The 16,193-nt window shown below is 54.7% G+C and carries 14 protein-coding genes; 7 read left to right on the top strand and 7 right to left on the bottom strand.

Annotation, left to right across the window (positions count from 1 at the left end):
* Nucleotides 1-2: 2 nt before the first annotated feature.
* From IXC47_RS09925 to IXC47_RS09910, 4 genes are all read right to left on the bottom strand, one after another.
* A complete protein-coding gene (locus IXC47_RS09925; protein WP_195875532.1) occupies nucleotides 3-797 on the bottom strand; it encodes an anti-sigma factor family protein in 795 nt (264 codons plus the stop codon).
* A complete protein-coding gene (locus IXC47_RS09920; protein ID WP_195875531.1) occupies nucleotides 794-1,300 on the bottom strand; it encodes an RNA polymerase sigma factor in 507 nt (168 codons plus the stop codon). Before IXC47_RS09920 ends, IXC47_RS09925 begins: the two co-directional genes overlap by 4 nt.
* A 23-nt stretch (nucleotides 1,301-1,323) precedes the next feature.
* Nucleotides 1,324-1,698, bottom strand: coding sequence for a COG4315 family predicted lipoprotein (locus IXC47_RS09915; RefSeq protein WP_175624580.1), 375 nt, complete (start codon nucleotides 1,696-1,698; stop codon nucleotides 1,324-1,326).
* 213 nt (nucleotides 1,699-1,911) lie between these two features.
* Entirely contained in the window at nucleotides 1,912-2,466 is a 555-nt protein-coding gene (locus IXC47_RS09910; RefSeq protein ID WP_195875530.1) for a TetR/AcrR family transcriptional regulator, read from the bottom strand.
* Between the two features lie 155 nt (nucleotides 2,467-2,621).
* Between IXC47_RS09910 and IXC47_RS09905 the strand changes: the two genes are divergently transcribed.
* From IXC47_RS09905 to IXC47_RS09880, 6 genes are all read left to right on the top strand, one after another.
* Complete coding sequence (locus IXC47_RS09905) at nucleotides 2,622-3,131, top strand: HPP family protein (protein WP_195875529.1); 510 nt, start codon at nucleotides 2,622-2,624, stop codon at nucleotides 3,129-3,131.
* Between the two features lie 509 nt (nucleotides 3,132-3,640).
* Nucleotides 3,641-4,921: an oxalate/formate MFS antiporter gene (oxlT, locus tag IXC47_RS09900; protein ID WP_175624577.1), complete on the top strand. Its 1,281-nt coding sequence runs from the start codon at nucleotides 3,641-3,643 to the stop codon at nucleotides 4,919-4,921.
* A gap of 203 nt (nucleotides 4,922-5,124) precedes the next feature.
* Entirely contained in the window at nucleotides 5,125-6,204 is a 1,080-nt protein-coding gene (locus IXC47_RS09895) for an AI-2E family transporter (protein ID WP_175624576.1), read from the top strand.
* A gap of 106 nt (nucleotides 6,205-6,310) precedes the next feature.
* Nucleotides 6,311-7,147, top strand: coding sequence for an oxygen-dependent tRNA uridine(34) hydroxylase TrhO (gene trhO / locus IXC47_RS09890; RefSeq protein ID WP_195875528.1), 837 nt, complete (start codon nucleotides 6,311-6,313; stop codon nucleotides 7,145-7,147).
* Nucleotides 7,102-8,052 (top strand): pseudouridine synthase, encoded by a 951-nt coding sequence (locus IXC47_RS09885; protein WP_195875527.1) that lies wholly within the window; start codon nucleotides 7,102-7,104, stop codon nucleotides 8,050-8,052. Before trhO ends, IXC47_RS09885 begins: the two co-directional genes overlap by 46 nt.
* A 100-nt stretch (nucleotides 8,053-8,152) precedes the next feature.
* Complete coding sequence (locus tag IXC47_RS09880) at nucleotides 8,153-10,183, top strand: sensor histidine kinase (protein WP_195875526.1); 2,031 nt, start codon at nucleotides 8,153-8,155, stop codon at nucleotides 10,181-10,183.
* Between the two features lie 34 nt (nucleotides 10,184-10,217).
* Here IXC47_RS09880 and mdoH read toward each other — a convergent pair whose 3' ends face one another.
* The 3 genes from mdoH to IXC47_RS09865 form a co-directional block, all read right to left on the bottom strand.
* Nucleotides 10,218-12,770: a glucans biosynthesis glucosyltransferase MdoH gene (gene mdoH / locus IXC47_RS09875; RefSeq protein WP_195875525.1), complete on the bottom strand. Its 2,553-nt coding sequence runs from the start codon at nucleotides 12,768-12,770 to the stop codon at nucleotides 10,218-10,220.
* Nucleotides 12,770-14,302, bottom strand: a complete 1,533-nt coding sequence (locus IXC47_RS09870; RefSeq protein ID WP_230089484.1) for a glucan biosynthesis protein G — start codon at nucleotides 14,300-14,302, stop codon at nucleotides 12,770-12,772. Before IXC47_RS09870 ends, mdoH begins: the two co-directional genes overlap by 1 nt.
* 441 nt (nucleotides 14,303-14,743) lie before the next feature.
* Complete coding sequence (locus tag IXC47_RS09865; protein ID WP_175625189.1) at nucleotides 14,744-15,070, bottom strand: hypothetical protein; 327 nt, start codon at nucleotides 15,068-15,070, stop codon at nucleotides 14,744-14,746.
* A gap of 204 nt (nucleotides 15,071-15,274) precedes the next feature.
* Between IXC47_RS09865 and IXC47_RS09860 the strand changes: the two genes are divergently transcribed.
* Entirely contained in the window at nucleotides 15,275-16,180 is a 906-nt protein-coding gene (locus IXC47_RS09860; protein ID WP_175624571.1) for a YihY/virulence factor BrkB family protein, read from the top strand.
* Nucleotides 16,181-16,193: the final 13 nt, after the last annotated feature.

Genomic DNA, 16,193 nt, shown 5'->3' with positions numbered 1-16,193 from the left:
GCCTACTGTACTTTATCCAATTGCTCGTACACCGCATGCGCGATGTTAGCCAGTTCGCCTTTGTCGATACCGGCGGATAAAGCATAACCGAATTTGCCATCTATCCAATAGAACACATTCACCGCACCTTCCTGCGCGAAACGGAAACCGGTGTCCTTGTTCTGTGCCTGGTCGGTCGACACATATAGCGTCAGGCGCTGCCCCAGGCCATCCTGATACATGAACTGCGCCACCGGGCCGCTTTCACCTGGCAACAAACGGCCACCGATTAATTCATAGCCGAGCTTGCCCAGCTTGGGTGGGCGCATGGGACTGCCGGTACGTTTCGACAGCCAGGCGACCAACTGGTCTTCCTGCTCGGCACTGACTTCAACCGGACGACGCGCATCCGGACTGTAGACACTATGCGCAACCGCAGCCTGACGCGCCAGCGTCGATACCTTGAGCGGCGCTACTCCGCCGTTAAACTGCGCCAGGGTGGGATTCGTTTGTGTCGCGCCGTGCAAGACCCAGCCACCCGCACCACCGGCGAGTGCAATCACCAGCGCTGCTGCATAGCGCCCATAGCGTTCGCTCCAGCTGCGCAAACCGGATTTCAGTCGCGGCGGTACCGGCTCATCCAATACTGGCCGGAACAAGGCACGCAACTCTTCATTCTGTGCGCGATACGCCTGCACCCGTGCCTGCTCTTCCGGCCGCTCTGCCAGATAAAGCACGACCTCGCGTTGCCGCGCTTCACTCAGGAAGCCGTCAACGTAGGCATGCAGATCTGCTTCCGTCACCGTGTGCTGGCTCATTTGACTACCTTTAATAGCGACACGACAGCTCGCCCTTCCATTTGTGCACGCAACTTCTGGCGTGCACGTGACAATCGTGACATCACGGTACCCAGCGGTAAGCCCAGGGTGGCCGCGACTTCTTCATAACTCATTTCTTCCAATGCAACCAGCAGCAGGATCTCGCGCTGCTCCGGTGGCAAACTGCGCAAAGCCGTATCCAGGTCACGCATTTCCAGGCCGTCACTCACCGCGTGATGCGACACCGGCACAGGCGTGTCGTCATCCAGCTCTTCGGTCGGCAGCGATGGCTTGCGCACCTGATCGACATGCAGGTTGTGCATGATGCCGAACAGCCACGCGCGCATATCGCTGCCGCGTTGCCATGTAGATAGTTTCTTCCAGCCACGTTCCATTGTGTCCTGTACCAGGTCGTCCGCCCCCGTGCGATCACCCAGCAGCGCACGGGCATAACGACGAAGTCGGGGGATAAAGGCGATCAGCCGGTCACGTTCATCTTGCATGGCAACTTACCGTAGCTCAGGTCTTAGTCCTTAACGACGTGCCAGATATCCTTGAAGTTATCGCCGGTACGATCACCGGCTTTCTTGTCGGATGCAAACAGATAGAGTGGCTTGCCTTTGTAAGCCAGCTGCGGACTGCCGTCATCACGTGTCACCACGGAATACGGTGCGCTGACTTTGACGTCTTTGGCGGAAACTGGTGGCCATGCAGTAGCGCAAGGGCCGTTACAAGCGCTCTTGCCGCTATCGGCAACATCCTTGTCAAAGGTGTAGACCGTCATGCCACTGGTGGTGACCAGGATGCCGTCCGCTTTCTTGACCGGAACACTTTGCGCATAGGCGCTACCTGACAATACGACTGCAGCAACGGCGGACAATACGATATGTGAGAGTTTCATTTTTGTTCCTTTTCGATGGATAGTGGCAAGTCGATCAAGGCAAGCCATACGCTCGCCCATCGGCTTGTATCGTTTACGTCTAGGCACACAACAATGCGCTGACATTGAGGTAAACGATGGTGCTGCCGCTTTATTCCATCGTATGGAAAATATTTATCCGCTCTGGCACATTGTTGCCGCTACCTTACACCTTCTGCCGGGCGGCGGATATATTCAGTGCGGGCGCTCAACCAGGTATTGCGCGACTTCCCATGCTTGCATGGCGGCATCAGGATTGCCGGTCAAATGGGCGGCATCAATGGCGCCATCCAGCAGCATATTGATCTGGGTAGCCAGTTTGTGGGCCTGCGCACCGTGTGTTTCCCGTAACAATGACTCTATATAGTCAATGATGAGGTTTTTGTGCAGCGCCGAGATTTGATGGATGGGATTTTTGCGCTCATGGAATTCGGCAGCGGCATTGATGAACATGCAGCCGTTGAAGTCCTTGCGCTTGAACCATTGGTCATGCCAGGTGAACAGCGCGAGTATCTTCTGCGCCTGCCCCTCCTGCTGGTCGACATAGCTCATCAGCGAAGTGCGAAAAAATACATCGCGCTGCGTCAGCACTTCCATGATCAGATCCTGCTTCGATGGAAAGTACTTATATAGCGTCATCTTCGCTATCCCTGCCTCGGCGATGATGCGATCTATGCCTACGCCTGTATAGCCGCCTTGCGCAAACAGTTTCATCGCCGTCTGCACCAGGACTTCCCGTTTATCCACCATTGCTTTTTTCCCACAAATCAAAAAAGAAGTATTGCAGTCACGTATCGGTATCGATACTATACAGATCTGTCTGTCTTTTCAAGTAACAGGAATTTATCTGACGCACATCAGATACCGACAGACCCGGATCAACCCAAACTTACTACGGACAAGCTATGAATTCATTTTTCTCCAAAATGCGCGGTGGTACCGCCTTGCCACCACGTGCGCCCATGCGTCATATTGCACTTTCGTGGCTCGGCGGCTTTCTTGCCATCGCTGCTGTCGCCATCGCCACCGACATCAGCCACGTACCGCTGGTGCTGGGCTCTTTCGGCGCGAGCTGTGTATTGATCTTTGGCTTCCCTGAAAGCCCGTTCTCGCAACCGCGCAATGCGATCGGCGGTCACTTCCTGTCATCCCTGATCGGCTTGTTGTTCCTGACCCTGTTCGGCGCACACTGGTGGAGCATGGCACTGGCAGCCGGTACTGCAATCGCTGTCATGCAGCTTACCCGCACCGTACATCCACCGGCTGGCTCCAACCCTGTGATTGTGATGCTGGCAGCACCAGCCCGGAGCTTCTTGCTGACACCTACCCTGATCGGTAGCATCATCGTGGTACTGGTCGCCCTGGTGTTCAACAATATCCCGAAAGAACGCTCGTATCCGAAATACTGGATGTAAGTTCTGTCCTTAAAGCACCTGCATCCCCTCCGCAAACACCTGAAAACAAGCATGGTTCATCTGGTGTTTGCAGCTGTTTCACTTGCCGGATAATTGTTCACTTATGGCCTTGAATAAGTGACCACATATTCGCTGCATCAGGCGCAACATCAAGCACAGCGCCACTTTCACTCCATTTCGCAATTTCTACGTAGTATCCACAAAATTCTTACGTGGTATCCACAATTCACATTTTTTTGCGCCACGCGAATACGTGATATCCACAACATGAATATCTCATATTATTGCTTTCAGCCCTAGCAAACGATGCGCGCTTCTTCGATAGTAGCGTCGTTGAATTAAATAAACACGAGCCGCGCACGAGTTTGGATGAGCTACAAACTTTTCCGACAGATCGATGCGGTTGCAAATGATCGAAATGAATCATCCGTTGTTTATTACAACGAGGGTACGTCCTGATCCTGAATTATGACGTGCATTTTCTACTTGAGAGTTGAGAGAAGGCAAAAATGAATCAAGCAACTACTATCGGTGCTGAAGGCACTGTTACTCGCTCAGCATCGTACCGTTGGATCCAATTGATCCTGGGTATCGTTGCCATGGCAATGATTGCGAACTTGCAATACGGCTGGACACTGTTCGTCGATCCTATCGCAGCAAAACACGGCTGGAGCCGCGCTGCAATTCAAGTCGCATTTACCATCTTCGTTCTGACCGAAACATGGTTGGTACCTATCGAAGGCTGGTTCGTAGATAAATTCGGTCCACGTCCAGTTGTTCTGGTCGGCGGTGTATTGTGCGGTGTGGGCTGGTTCATCAACTCGTTCGCTGACTCCCTCGCAACTCTGTACTTTGCAGCTGTTATCAGCGGTATCGGCGCTGGCGCTGTATACGGTACTTGCGTTGGTAACGCATTGAAATGGTTCCCGGACCGTCGCGGCCTGGCAGCTGGCTTGACCGCTGCTGGTTTCGGCGCTGGTTCTGCTGTAACCATCATCCCTATCTCGGCAATGATCGCTACCCGCGGCTACCAAGATGCGTTCCTGTACTTCGGTATCGGCCAAGGCATCATCGTGGTTCTGGTTGCTCTGTGCCTGTCGCGTGCTCCTGAGCACAAAAAAGGCGATGCAGTCGCAAACGTTCAACAAACCAAACGTGATTACAAACCAAGCGAAGTTCTGCGTGAACCAGTTTTCTGGATCATGTACGCAATGTTCGTGATGGTTGCAGCTGGTGGCCTGATGGCAACTGCGCAACTGGGTTCGATCGCTCGTGACTTCAAAGTGTTCGACGTACAAGTCAGCATGATGGGTCTGACACTGCCAGCACTGACATTCGCTCTGGCTATCGACCGCGTACTGAACGGCTTGACCCGTCCATTCTTCGGCTGGGTATCGGATCAAATCGGTCGTGAACCAACCATGTTCATCGCATTTGCTATCGAAGCAGTTGGTATCCTGGCTCTGTTCCACTACGGCCACAACCCATTCGCATTCGTTATCCTGACCGGTATCGTGTTCTTTGCATGGGGCGAAATCTACTCGCTGTTCCCATCGACTTGCGCAGATACATTCGGCAGCAAATACGCAGCATCGAACGCTGGCCTGCTGTACACAGCTAAAGGTACAGCTTCCCTGCTGGTTCCACTGTCGGCAGTATTGGCTTCGGCAACCGGCGGCTGGTACGCAGTGTTCGTCGTAGCTAGTGCACTGAACGCTGTTGCAGCTCTGATGGCATGGTTCGTATTGAAACCAATGCGTGCTAAACACATGAGCAAACCAGCAGAATAATAGTCACACGGTAACTAGGTGTAACTCTTAAGACCGGCCTACGCGCCGGTCTTTTTTTCGTCTGCAGTTTCCTGATTCTGTGCCTACCGACCGACGCTATCCCGCATCACAGCGCGCTTATGTGAGTTAGCGCTCTCACTTTGTGCATAACTTCGGGTAGCATAAGCAACAACACCCGAAGCTCCGTACACAAGGCCTCCTATATGAACTATCCCGAAATCCAGCAAAAGACTTTCCTGGCCTTATTGATTGCCTTCTCGGTAGCCTTCATCGGTATCCTGTTGCCCTTCTATGGCGCAGTATTCTGGGCCGCGGTACTGGCCATCCTGTTTTCGCCGTTCTACCGCAAACTGCTGATCAAAATGAACCAGCGCAGCAATATGGCAGCACTCGCCACACTGGGTATCTGCCTGGTGGTTGTGATCCTGCCGCTGGTGCTGATTTCGATTTCACTGGTACATGAAGCGACCAACCTGTACAGCAACATCCGCTCCGGCCAACTGAACTTCAGTGTCTACTTTGAAAAAGTGGTTGCCGCACTGCCGACCTGGGTCGTCAACCAGATGGATAAATTCGGCCTCACCAATGTCGCCACCTTGCAGGCCAAGCTGTCGCAAGCAGCGGTACAAGGTAGTGAATTCATCACCAAGCAGGCCATCAGCATCGGGCAAAACACCTTCAACTTCCTGATCAGCTTCACCATCATGTTGTACATGCTGTTCTTCCTGCTGCGTGACGGTGACAAGATCGCTGCCCGCATCCGCGCAGCAGCACCACTGAATCCGGATCACAAACGCACCCTCTTCAACAACCTGACCACCGCCATCCGCGCCACTGTCAAAGGCAATATCATCGTTGCTGCTGTGCAAGGCGCGCTCGGCGGCATCGCCTTCTGGTTCCTCGGTGTCCAGGGCGCTTTGCTGTGGGGAGTGCTGATGGCCTTTCTGTCGTTGCTGCCTGCGGTCGGTGCGGCGCTGATCTGGGTTCCGGTTGCGATCTACTTCCTGCTGACAGGTGCAATCTGGCAAGGCGTCAGTCTGATCGCCTTTGGCGTATTGGTGATTGGCCTGGTCGACAACATCCTGCGCCCCATCCTGGTCGGCAAGGACACTGCGCTGCCGGACTTTATCGTTTTGATCTCCACCGTCGGCGGCATGGCGCTGCTGGGCCTGAACGGCTTTGTGATCGGCCCGGTCATCGCCGCCCTGTTCATGACGCTGTGGGATATCTTCTCTTCCGGCAAGCAAAAACAGGAAGCAGAGAAATTACACAGACCTGATTAAGCTGAACTCATCCATAGAAAAGCCGACCATTTGAGTCGGCTTTTTTCATGGACTTGTCTCCTTGTCATTAACGCCTTGCGGCGCAATTTCTGCGACAATTCGCGCTATGAATTCGACATTAGCCCCAGCCGCAGAGCAATTCCACATCGCTTTTTATAAATTTGCCAGACTGGCAGATGCCGATGCGGTCGTCACGGTATGCCGTGAACTGACACGCGACCTGTTAGGCAGCATCCTGATCGCCGATGAAGGCATTAACGGTGTGCTGGCAGGTACAGCTGCCGCACTGGATAGCTTCGAGCACGCGCTCAAAACCGACCCGCGCCTGGATGACGCATTCAGCAATATCGTTTTCAAACGCAGTGCCTGCAAAACGGTACCGTTTGCCCGCATGAAAGTGCACCGTAAATCCGAGATCGTGTTCCTCGGTGTCGACAACGTCGATGCGATCGGTCGCACCGGGATCGATGTCAGCCCGCAAGAATGGCGCGAACTGATCGCGCAGGACGACGTGGTCGTGATCGATAACCGCAACAGCTTTGAATACAAACTCGGCAAGTTCAAGAATGCGGTCGACCCCGGCGTCGATAACTTCCGCGACTTCCCCAAATACATAGAAGAGCATGTGCCGGAATGGCAGGCCAGCGGCAAGCGCGTGGCAATGTACTGCACCGGCGGCATACGCTGCGAAAAAACCAGCGCGTGGATGCTGGACATGGGCGTGCCGGTCTATCAACTGGAAGGCGGCATCCTCAACTACTTCCTCGAGATGCCGGATGCGGAGAAGGACTGGGAAGGCGAATGCTTCGTCTTCGATAACCGCATTGCTCTCGATACCAAGATGCAGGAAACCGACACCACGCTGGAAGACGTATACGGCGGAGAGCCTGATTGGGAATGGCGCTTGCAACGCGCCAAACGCCTGGATGCAGACAGCGAGTGAAAGCGGCTCCAGCCCAGCAGCCACCCAGCAAGGATGGCGTCGGTCCCAGCAGCGTTGCGCTCCCGGCCGGAACCTGGCCGACCATCATGGACTTCCTGTGCGCACACTTCCCGGCGATTCCACATAGCGAATGGCTGGCGCGCATGCAGCGCGGTGATGTCATCGCTGCCGACGGACAGGAACTGACACCTGCCAGCCCATATCAGCCACACAGCAAAATTTATTACTACCGCAGCCTGCCGGCAGAGCCACGCATCCCCTTCGATGAGGTGGTGCTGTATCAGGATGAGTATCTGATCGCGGTCGACAAACCGCACTTCCTGCCGGTCACGCCCGCCGGACGCTATTTGCAGGAAACCTTGCTGGTACGCCTGAAGCGTTCCCTCGGCATAGACACGCTGGCTCCCATGCATCGCATCGACAGGGAGACTGCCGGGCTGGTGCTATTCACAATACAGCCACACACACGTAATCTGTATCAAACCCTGTTCCGTGAGCGCAGTGTCAGCAAGGAGTACCAGGCCATTGCGCCGCTGCGCAGCGATCTCGTGCTGCCAACTACCTATCGCAGTCGCCTGGTTGAAAGCGATGCCTTCATGAAGATGTGCGAAGTCGCCGGCGAGCCGAATGCCGAAACGGATATCTCCCTGCTGGAAACCCAGGGCGAGCACGGTCGTTACCTGCTGCAACCCGTCAGCGGCCAGAAGCACCAGCTGCGCGCCCACATGGCGGCACTCGGCATCCCCATCGTGAATGACCGCATCTACCCACATCTATATCCGGATGAAGGGGCGGCACAAGACTACAGCCAGCCACTGCAATTGCTGGCCAAATCGGTACGCTTCACCGACCCCATCTCAGGCAAACAACATCAGTTCGATAGCCAGCTGCAGCTGAGGTTTTAAACCCACAACCCCGCGCCAGGCCTTATGCTGCCTTGTTGCCAGCTGTTATCATGCGTCATCTTTTTCATGTCCGACGCCAAGCTCCGTCATCTGTACGCATATGTCTTCCTCCCTGTGCCGCCTGTGGCTACTTCTCTTACTCCTCTGTAGTTCCTACGTACTGGCTGAACCGATAGCGCTGGATCAGGAACGCATCGATATCTCGTCGCGGATAGAAAGTCTGATCGATCCCGACGGAAAACTGACGCTAACAGATGTCATGCAGCCGGACATGGCGCAGAAGTTTGAAACCAGACCCGAGGTATTACAAAAAATAGGCCGCAACAACACCGCCTGGCTGAAAGCAACACTGCAACCGGATTCGGCACAACCACAAGAGTGGTGGCTGGAGTTACAAATGCCTGCCGCCACCGAACAAATGGCTTACTACTATCCGAAAGATGTAGAGTTCTATACGGATGGTGAGCGAGTCGTGCCTCTGCGCGCGACCGACTATCGCAATCCGCTCTACAAGATCGTCATCAACGATGGCCAGCCACGTACGTTCTATATGAAAGTACACACCGGCCAGATCATGGCCAAGGACCTGGTGCTGTGGGAACCTTCGGCTTATGCGCGCGCGACCGCCAAGGAAGAATTCATCTGGGGTATACGCACCGGGATTTGCATCCTGCTGATCCTGACCGCACTCTGGTTCGAGCGTGCGATCCGTGACGGTGTCTATCTTTACTTCGCGCTCTACGTCATCTGCGTCGTCATCATGAATCTGCCCGCCACCAGCTCGGTGCGCGCCGCCTTCGGTGCCGACTATATGCAGCAGCTGAATTACATGCGCTTCTTCGGCCTGGTGGCGGGGATGGTGACTTCGGTCGAATTCCTGTTCCGCTTTGTCGGCATGCGTGAACTGCGTCCGCGCCTGAGCAAGATCTACCTGTGGACGCTACGCGGCTATGCCTTGCTGATAGTCGGCGTTGCAGTGACCAGTCGCTTCGAAACTGCGATCAACCTGCTCTCCTTCGCCATCACCTTCCTGACCGGGCCACTGGCGCTGCTGATCCTGGTCAAACATGTCTTGCGCAGCAATATAGAAGTACGCCTGCCCTTCTTCATTGCCTGCAGTACTTTTGTGGTGGCTATCATGTTGCAGTTCCTGGCAATACGCGGCTATGTGCGCAATGACTTCCTGAATTACTCCACTGCGACATCCTCGGTACTGGTTTTCCTGACGGTGTTCTATGCGATCACCAAACGCTATCAGCGCATGCGGGAAGCAAATGAAAATGCGCAAAGCCGCATCATCGAAATGGTGCGCAGCTCGGAACGCGAACTGGAGAAACAGGTGGCCGAACGCACCCAGGCTTTATTGGTAGCGATGGAAGAAGTAGAAAAGGCGTTGGCACAGGAACGTGCCGCGCATGAAGAACAGCAGCAATTCATCGCAATGGTGTCACATGAACTACGCACCCCACTCGCCGTGATCGATGCCGCTGCACAAAACATGACACGTGAAGGTGAACAGGGATCTGCCAAGGCACCGCTGCGTCTGGAAAAAATCCATCGTGCGACAGAAAGACTGTCCTCACTCTTCACGCATTACCTCAGCAGTGAACGATTGAAAATGTTTGGTCAGGGCGTACAAGCGACCGATACGACTTTGCACCTGTTACTCGAAGATGCGGTCAATATGGCCAAGCCATTTACCGACAACCATAAACTGTTGATCGATTCGGAACGCGTCAAAAAACCAGTCCGCGCGGACGCCGACATCCTGCGCCTGGTCATCAGCACCTTGCTGAACAATGCGGTCAAATACACACCGAGTGGTAGTACCGTGGTGCTGCGTGCAGAACCGGTAGCCTCAGGCTGGCATATTGACGTCACCGACAATGGCCCTGGCATCGCCGCCGATGAGCGCGAGAAAATCTTTAATCGCTATTACCGTGGCCGTGTCACCGGCAGCAAAACTGGCACCGGCCTCGGCCTGACGCTGGCGCGTCACCTGATCGAACGACATGGCGGCACGCTGGAACTACTGGATAGCGCCAACGGTGGCAGTACCTTCCGTATCTTCCTGCCTGCGGATGACAAGAGCGGAGGCACATACAAAAATGCCGCTACTGCTCCTGCTTAAGGAGGGTAGCGGCATCATGTCGTCATCGCGGGAATCAGGCGGGTTGTTTTCTTTCTTCCAAACCCAGCGCACCGCGCCCGGCGTGGCGCAAACTCAGTTGTTCTTTCTCATTCGCTTCACGCAAATGTTTGAACCAGCCCGGATGCGCCTGCTCGGATGACCAGACGTCCAGATGCAGTTGCGACAGGAAGACTGGATCAGCCAGCAAGCCATTCTTTTGCCCGTCCGGCAAAGTGGTCGGGCCATTCTTCACTGCGTCCTGTATCTGATCCTTGCGCCTGCGCTGCGCTTCCAGCGAACGATGCGCATGCATATAGCTGCTGGCGCACATCACTCCATTGAAGCGTGGATCGACCACTGCATCGACAAAGTTCATGCTGCGCGGTGCGGCTTTGACATAGGCAACCATATCCTGCAATTCCACTGGTGGCTGCGCTTCTTCCGGTATCAGGAACAGCTTCTTGCGACGGAAACGCAAACCGTTGGAAACCTTGCTGGAATAAATCGACACCGGAATCGCCACTGCCAGCGAACCGACTATAGGCAGCAACCAAGGCAGGAAGGTCGGATTCAGCCAGAAGATAATGCCGCCCCAGGTCAGGCCCAGCAGCGTATGAAAGCCATGCTTGCGTATCGCTTCACCGGGACTGGTCTCGGCATCTTCACGCGGCGGCGATTTCCAGCGCAGCGCCCAACCCATGAAGGCAGCGATCACAAAGTGCGTGTGAAACAGCATGCGCACCGGTGCCAGCAACATCGAGAAAAACATTTCGATCAACATGCTGCCGACCAAGCGCAGCCGCCCACCAAACTGCTGTGCACCCTGCATACAGATCAACAGCACACTCAGGATCTTGGGCAGGAATAGCAAAGTCGCTGTGGCACTGAACAAGGCCAACGCTTTTTCCGGATGCCATTGCGGCCAGTTCGGGAATAACTGCCACGGCTCGGTGAAGTAGATAGGCTCTGTCAGCGTGTGTTGCATCAGCAAACCGGTCGACAGTATCAGGAACAGGAACCACAACGGTGCAGAAAGATAAGCCATCACACCAGTGACGAATACCGCGCGATGTACGGAATGCATGCCCTTGGACAGAAACAGGCGGAAGTTCATCAGATTGCCCTGGCACCAGCGACGATCGCGCTTCAACTCATCCAGCAAGTTAGGCGGCATCTCTTCATAACTGCCATCCAGATCGTAGGCGATCCAGACTTTCCAGCCAGCACGGCGCATCAGTGCAGCTTCGATGAAATCATGTGACAGGATTTCACCTGCAAACGGACCTTTGCCCGGCAATAGCGACAAGGCGCAATGCTCAATGAAAGGCTGCATGCGGATGATGGCGTTGTGTCCCCAGTAATGCGATTCACCCAACTGCCAATAATGCAGGCCAGCGGTAAACAAGGGGCCGTACACGCGCGTCGAAAATTGCTGGATGCGCGCATATAAAGTATCGCGACCCGCCGCGCGTGGCGCAGTCTGGATAATGCCGGCATCCGGATTCGCTTCCATCGATTGCACCAGCTTGGTCAGGCAATCGCCACTCATCACACTATCGGCATCCAGCACCACCATATAGCGGTAGTTCTTGCCCCAGCGGCGGCAGAAGTCATCGATATTGCCGCTCTTGCGGCGTACCCGGCGCTGGCGACGACGATAGAAGATACGACCAAAGCCATTAATCGTCTTGCATAGCATGGCCCAGGCGGCGACTTCATCGGCGCAGGTGTCGCTATTGCTGCTATCGCTCAATACATAGAAATCGAATCTGTCCAGCTGTCCGGTTTTTTCTACCGACTCATAGGTCGCGCGCAAGCCGGCAAACACCCGCGCCACATCTTCATTACAGATAGGCATCACGATCGCGGTACGCGCAGCCGCGTCTATCGGTCCGTCCGTCACCGCCGTCCGGGAAATCAAGTGGGGATCCTTGCCACGAGCCAGCAGAATGAAACCGGTCATCGCAGTCCAGAAGCCAGCCGAAACCCAACAGAACAGCAGGGCAAACAAAGCCAGCATCGCTATTTCCAATGGCTGCTTGCCCTGATACGGCAAGACGCTACTCATGTAATAAGTAGCCAGCCCGGTCTGACCCAGCATCAGCAGGAGCAAAACCAGACGACGGGTGCCGCCTTTTGCACCATCGTTGGCAGGTGTCACCGTATCAGTGGCGGGCGGTGATTTTTTCGGTTGTCGCTTGAAGATACTCTGCACCCAGCGCGTCAGCGGATTCAAGGCGCCCCAGGGTTCCGGCACCATCGAAGCGCGGTTGATAGGCGGTGCAATGCTTAAAGGTACACCGGCCTCATCACTGAGCGCTGCGGCTGGTATTGTCTTACCTGACGCCTTATCCGCTGTCTTCGGTGCCAGCGCCAGCCAGGTACGTGCTAGCACCGAACCCAGCGCCGGGTTATCAGGATTTGCATGTTCACCTGCCAGCGCATTATGCAAATCACCCATCGCTACGCGCGTGGAAAATGTCGCACTCTGTTCCAGCTGCTCTTCCAGTGCACGCCGTTCCTGCTCCGGCAAGGCCAGGTGATCGAGGTAATGCCGACACTGGGTCGGAATACGGGGCGCGTCCATTAATCCGCCGGCAAGATATAACTCCACGTTTCCGACAGAGTTGTGTTGTTGGTGTGCAGGAAGCCGCGCAGTTCTATCGGTTTCTTGTCGTCTATACGCTTGACCCTGAGCGCAGCGCGCCAGCCGCCGGTCGCTTCATTGCGGTAGGTATGTGCTTCCAGGATTTCGCCATTGCTATCCGACGAGGCGCGGAATTCTATCTTGGCGTTAGCCTGCAGCTTCTTGAAGATAGGTCCTTCGAAATCAACGAACAGCGCAGTGCTGTCATCCGGTTTGCGCAAGTGGCCATGGCCACGTCGTGTCTGGCTTACCCAGGACAAAGGGGGACGCTGTTGCGAGCTCTTGTTCCAGTACAGGCGGTAATCCAGATTGATGGCAGTGCCCGGCTTAGGAATAACATCGGGTACCCAGTAAGCGACGATGTTGTCGTTGAACTCATCCGGAGTCGGTATCTGTACCAGCTCCACGCGACCCGCGCCCCACTTGCCGCTTGGTTCTACCCACGCACTCGGCCGTGCTTCGTAGCGCGACTCCAGGTCTTCATAACTGCTTTGCTTTTCATCACGCTGCATCAGACCAAAACCGGTCGGATTGCTCAAACTATACGAAGTCACCAGCAAGCGTTTCGGATTCACCAGCGGACGCCAGATCCATTCACCGGTACCCGACTGTATCGACAAACCATCCGAGTCATGCACCTCCGGACGGTAATCTTCGGTGGTCGAACGCTGGTTCTCGCCAAAGAAATACATGCTGGTCAACGGTGCAATGCCGAGCTTGGTCACATTCTCACGCAGGTAGAGCTGCGACTTCACATCTGTCACCGTTTGTTCGCCCGGTTTGATCGTGAAACGATATGCACCGGTTACACGGCGCGAGTCGAGCAAGGCGTAGATAGTCAACTGCTTGCTGTTTGCAGTCGGACGCTCTATCCAGAACTCCACGAACTTTGGAAATTCCTCACCGGAGTTCAGAGCGGTATCGACCGCCAGCCCGCGTGCGGACAAGCCATAGATCTGGCCTTTACCAACCGCACGCAAATAACTTGCGCCCAGGAAGACTGCTACTTCATCTTTATATTTTGGAGTGTTGATCGCGTAATGCACGCGGAAACCGGCATAGCCCAGATGTTTGAGGTCATGTGGTGTCAACTTGTTGGCACCGTAGTTGAAGCCTTTGGGATCGAATGGAATCGCACGCGCACGTTTACCGACGATTTCGTTGATGCGCACCGGGCTTTCGAATTGGCGACCCTGATGGAAGAAGGTCAGCTCGAACGGTAATTTGTCTGCATGCCAGTATGCACGCTCAGGTTTGAAGCGGATATCGCGGTATTGGTCGTAATTCAGATTCTCCAGGGCTTTCGAAATATTTTTCTGTGGTGCCTTGTAGGAGCTAGTCGATAACTGCTTGGCTTTCTTCGCGACGTCGTTGAATTCAAACGCAAACGCAGGAATACAGGGAATAAGTGCAAGAACCAGCAACGCGATGCGCTGACCGGCCCGCACGGGTGTAAATAAACTACAGAACATGATTTCCAATCTAAACAAACTGTCCGCTCCATGCTGGCTATCAGACCTCCGTCGCTACTGCAGATATGCAGGTTTGCACGGAGCAAAGATGTGTATCCCGATTAATTGCATCAAGTCGCCGTAGCATTTCGTTGCAATTAGTTGCTATACACATCCAATTTGAAAAGTGCTTACACTCCACGCGATGCGCTTCACGGAGCTAAGCAAGATTGACCTTTCGTCGCCGATGGGATGGACAAAAGACGATAACTGCTGCGAAATCACCCGGATTGTGCCCGGGCATCCCTGGTTGTTGCAGCGCCTTTTGAATCGCAACCCAGCAGTCATACCAGAACTCAGGCCGCAAATATCCGGTAACACACACAGGTATTTGCGGAATGAGTCCCAGTCTGACCTTGTCAAAACTGGAATGGTTCCGCGTCTAAATGTTTTTTTGCAGCATCATGCCTGCCACACGCCGTAGCCCGCTTCACGCAGCGCGATGCCCAGCTCTACCTCCATCTCGCATGCAGCCTCATACGGCATAGGGTTGTACACCGCATATAGCTCCGGTAACAGACGTAAACCGAACTTCTCGACGTATCGATTGCTCTGTATACCTGCCTTGTGTTTATCGAAGCGCAGGTCCGGGTCCAGCCCGGTCATGCCAACGTAGACACAGGGCTTACCCGGGATGTAATCCGGATTCGCCTTTTTAAAACGAGCTTCGTAGAGCACATCGGTCGATAATTCGACGACGTAGACATGGTGATGATGGCGGCGCGGCATGGAAATATGGCGGACTATGAACGGCAGATAGTTCAGCATAGCAGGCCGCGCGCATCACATCGCATCTGTCTTTACCCGGCAGCAATTCTTATGCCATCACGGGGGCGGCAACATCACAGCCCAACTATCGGTACAATCCGGGAAACTGCAGCAGAGAAATTAAAAAACTCGAATTGCCGATCACCGCAGAAAGCGACGCCAACAATGAAAACAACGCACCTGCAAGATGCCTGGTCATTGACCAAAGAAGCGGTACAAGCCTGGTTACAGGATTTTGCACCGAGTATGGGCGCCGCACTGGCGTATTACACGATCTTTTCCCTTGCACCAATGCTGATCATCGTGATCGCGATTGCAGGCTTCTTCTTCGGCCAAAACACGGCACAAGGAGAAATCATCTCGCAACTGCGCGGCCTGGTCGGCGATACCGGTGCAGCGGCCGTAGAAGGTATCTTGCGCTCCGTCAGCCAGCCGGGCCAGGGCATCATCGCCGCCACTCTGGGTACCTTGACGCTGATGATAGGTGCGACCGCGGTGTTCGGCGAATTGCAGAGCGCACTAAACCGTATCTGGAAAGTTTCAGCTGACAACAACAGCGGTGGCATCTGGAAATTCGTTTTCACCCGTCTGTTGTCTTTCGGCATGGTGATGGGTCTGGGCTTTATGCTGCTGGTATCAATGATACTCAGCGCGGCGCTGGCCGCGCTCGGCAAATGGTGGGGCAGCATGCTGGGCGACTGGACCATCGTGTTGCATCTATTGAACCTGGCCGTATCCTTCGGCGTCATCACCACGCTATTTGCGATGATTTATAAATTCATGCCACGTGCGACTATCGCCTGGCGCGATGTCTGGTTCGGCGCAGTCATTACTGCCTTGCTGTTCAGTGTCGGCAAAACCCTGATCGGTCTCTACCTCGGCAAAACCAATATGGCCTCCGGCTTTGGCGCTGCCGGTTCGCTGGTAGTCCTGCTCGCATGGATTTATTATTCGGCGCAAATTTTTTTGCTCGGTGCCGAATTCACCTGGGTACTGTCGCAAAGACATGAAGCCCGGCTGGCCGCAGCCAATGAAACAGATGCCGCATCCGGCGCACTCGTATCAGATTAAACCCGTTGTACCG

Origin of the sequence: Herminiimonas contaminans, assembly GCF_015645465.1 — a bacterium.
Classification (GTDB): Bacteria; Pseudomonadota; Gammaproteobacteria; order Burkholderiales; family Burkholderiaceae_D; genus Oxalicibacterium; species Oxalicibacterium contaminans.
The sequence above is the reverse complement of the archived record's forward strand: the minus strand, read 5'-3'. Positions and strand labels throughout refer to the sequence as shown.

Bases quoted from the DNA above. Each gene is read 5' to 3' on its own strand.
- trhO (WP_195875528.1), top strand. From the start codon at position 6,311: ATGAATTCGACATTAGCCCCAGCCGCAGAGCAATTCCACATCGCTTTT.
- IXC47_RS09885 (WP_195875527.1), top strand. From the start codon at position 7,102: ATGGCGCTTGCAACGCGCCAAACGCCTGGATGCAGACAGCGAGTGAAA.
- IXC47_RS09920 (WP_195875531.1), bottom strand. From the start codon at position 1,300: ATGCAAGATGAACGTGACCGGCTGATCGCCTTTATCCCCCGACTTCGT.
- IXC47_RS09910 (WP_195875530.1), bottom strand. From the start codon at position 2,466: ATGGTGGATAAACGGGAAGTCCTGGTGCAGACGGCGATGAAACTGTTT.
- IXC47_RS09915 (WP_175624580.1), bottom strand. From the start codon at position 1,698: ATGAAACTCTCACATATCGTATTGTCCGCCGTTGCTGCAGTCGTATTG.
- IXC47_RS09905 (WP_195875529.1), top strand. From the start codon at position 2,622: ATGAATTCATTTTTCTCCAAAATGCGCGGTGGTACCGCCTTGCCACCA.
- oxlT (WP_175624577.1), top strand. From the start codon at position 3,641: ATGAATCAAGCAACTACTATCGGTGCTGAAGGCACTGTTACTCGCTCA.
- IXC47_RS09860 (WP_175624571.1), top strand. From the start codon at position 15,275: ATGAAAACAACGCACCTGCAAGATGCCTGGTCATTGACCAAAGAAGCG.
- IXC47_RS09880 (WP_195875526.1), top strand. From the start codon at position 8,153: ATGTCTTCCTCCCTGTGCCGCCTGTGGCTACTTCTCTTACTCCTCTGT.
- mdoH (WP_195875525.1), bottom strand. From the start codon at position 12,770: ATGGACGCGCCCCGTATTCCGACCCAGTGTCGGCATTACCTCGATCAC.
- IXC47_RS09865 (WP_175625189.1), bottom strand. From the start codon at position 15,070: ATGCCGCGCCGCCATCATCACCATGTCTACGTCGTCGAATTATCGACC.
- IXC47_RS09925 (WP_195875532.1), bottom strand. From the start codon at position 797: ATGAGCCAGCACACGGTGACGGAAGCAGATCTGCATGCCTACGTTGAC.
- IXC47_RS09870 (WP_230089484.1), bottom strand. From the start codon at position 14,302: ATGTTCTGTAGTTTATTTACACCCGTGCGGGCCGGTCAGCGCATCGCG.
- IXC47_RS09895 (WP_175624576.1), top strand. From the start codon at position 5,125: ATGAACTATCCCGAAATCCAGCAAAAGACTTTCCTGGCCTTATTGATT.